The sequence below is a fragment of the Streptomyces sp. UNOB3_S3 genome, from assembly GCF_020740895.1.
Taxonomy (GTDB): domain Bacteria; phylum Actinomycetota; class Actinomycetes; order Streptomycetales; family Streptomycetaceae; genus Streptomyces.
The window spans coordinates 1-2,130 of record NZ_JAILXP010000625.1 but is presented as its reverse complement, the minus strand read 5'-3'; the positions used below and the strand labels follow the sequence as shown (position 1 = coordinate 2,130).

The following is a 2,130-nucleotide window of genomic DNA, read 5'->3' as shown; positions in this document are numbered from 1 at the left end:
GGAGTGGGGGCGGCGGCGGGAACCGCTGAGAGCGCCTACGGCAGGATGGGTGGCATGAGCATCGTGAAGATCAATGCCCTGACCGTCCCGGCCGAGCAGCGCGAGGTTCTCGAGCAGCGCTTCGCCTCCCGCGCCGGCTCCGTCGAGAACTCCGACGGCTTCGAGTGGTTCGAGCTTCTTCGCCCGGTCGAAGGAACCGACACCTACCTGGTCTACACCCGCTGGCGCAGCGAGGAAGACTTCAAGGCATGGATGGAAGGCCCGATGAAGGCCGCCCACCAGGGCGGCGGTGACGGCGCCCCCAAGCAGCGCCCGGCGGCCTCCGGGTCGACCCTGTGGACCTTCGAGGTCGTCCAGCAGGCGGGGCCCAAGGGCAACGACGCCTAGCTCTCGAAACGGATCAGGACTGCATCCTGATCGCCTTCGTCTCCGTCATCGGCTCGGCCGCCGGCCTCACCGGCGCCACCGTTGATGCTCTTGATGCACGGGCCTGCTGCTGGCGATCGACCCGATCGTGAACATGACGAGGACCGCCACGAACGTTGCTGGCCAATCCGTATGCAGGTCGCTGATGGCGGCACAAGAGGGAATCCTGGATCGCAACAAGCACAAGTCGGCTGACGGCTCGAAGCTCGATGTCACGGAGCCGCAGGTGAGCTTGGCTGCTACGTAAGGACACAGACAGTGGGCCCCGGAATCTTGAGCCTAGGGGCCCACTCGTGCGTTCTGCGGCCTGCTGTGGGACGGCTGCTCCGCCTTAGAGTCAAGGGTTCATTCGCGTGGGGCTACTTGGCGCTGGCTTGCGGACTTGTTCGCTGGTGTGCTCCGTTCGCCAACGACGCGCCTGGGTCTCGCCTTCCGACCACGCGTTGCTCGAGGGGCGCGCAAGAGCCTCATATCCGCACCAATAGCCACAGGTGCGCCTCGGGCTTTGAGGTTCGACGCTGTCCGACCCTCGTTGGGGAACGCTGGCTCCTATGCCTGGCGTGACCTCCACCCCTCCTGGGGCGTTGCGTTGATGCCGCCAGCAAGTGAGGAGAGGTGACGTTGAGTCCTTACACGGGAGGTCGCTCAAGCGATCCACCGCAGGCTAATCGTTCCGCTTCAGTTGGGTTCTACTGGGCGACGGCAACCTTAGCGGTCCTGTTCGGCGCCTTGGCGCCAATCGCCTTAAATGCAGAGAACTACTCATCGTCGCATGACAACGACCAGCATTCAGGTAAATCGGTGACAGATTCGGTTCCCCCCGCTTGGTTCTGGATCGCTCTCGCATGCTTCTCGGCGGGAGTATTTATCGTCACCGCCTTGTATCTGTGGACTCGAATTAAACGAGAGCGTGCTTTACACGCATTCGAGCAAGAATCCTGGAGTCGGCAGAGGGCGATCGATGAAAAGCGGATTTCGGAACTCAAAACCGTAACAGCGCTAGCTACGCTGCTTGAATTGAATCAAGAGCAGATCGATGACTATCACCGTATCGCTACTGAACAGGCGAACAGGTCCTTTCGCTCCTCTCAACGAGCGGCAGGCGTCGGCCTTGTAGTGATGGCGGCTTGCTTCATTGCCGGGCTGTGGGTCCCCACGATCGAAGCCCGTGTGTTCATTGGTGCGCTTGCCGCCGTAGGTACCGCCCTCTCCGGCTATCTGAGCCGCACGTACCTGCATATGTACGGACAAACGCTTGGGCAGCTCAATCGATACTTCGATCAGCCAGTCCTAACCGGGTACTACCTCACGGCTGAGCGGCTCGCCACGCAGCTGCCCGACTCGTCCGAAGAAGAAATGCTCAAGCGGGTCATCAATCAAGTTCTCGACGCGAGTGCCACCCTTAACGGGATTCTCAAGCACTCGGTTGCGCTCCCAAGCCCCCGGCGAGGGGCGCCCCGTAAGTATCGTCGGAAAACTGGAACTAGGCAGCCCGAAGGGCTGGCAACTCCTTGACCAACCTCTAGCGGCCCTCACGGCGCCGGGGGTATCAGCATGCGGGTGTGATCGCCGTAGGCGGCTAACAACAGCTAACAGAATGAGTTGATCTGTCTGAGGGTGATGAGGCAGCAGGCGAGGCGGAGGAAGGCTTCATGGATGTCGGCTCGTCGTTCCCAGCGGATGCGGAGGCGTTTGAAGCCATGC

The 2,130-nt window shown here is 61.6% G+C and carries 2 protein-coding genes and 1 pseudogene; 2 read left to right on the top strand and 1 reads right to left on the bottom strand.

Annotated elements, in window-relative coordinates:
• Positions 1–54 precede the first annotated feature (54 nt).
• Both K6I33_RS34465 and K6I33_RS34455 read left to right on the top strand, forming a co-directional pair.
• On the top strand, positions 55–387 hold the full coding sequence (locus tag K6I33_RS34465; protein ID WP_229358740.1) for an antibiotic biosynthesis monooxygenase: 333 nt from the start codon (positions 55–57) through the stop codon (positions 385–387).
• A gap of 660 nt (positions 388–1,047) precedes the next feature.
• Complete coding sequence (locus tag K6I33_RS34455; protein WP_229358739.1) at positions 1,048–1,941, top strand: hypothetical protein; 894 nt, start codon at positions 1,048–1,050, stop codon at positions 1,939–1,941.
• 74 nt (positions 1,942–2,015) lie between these two features.
• Here the strand turns inward: K6I33_RS34455 and K6I33_RS34450 are convergent.
• A pseudogene (locus K6I33_RS34450) lies at positions 2,016–2,130 on the bottom strand (IS5/IS1182 family transposase); the annotation flags it as partial.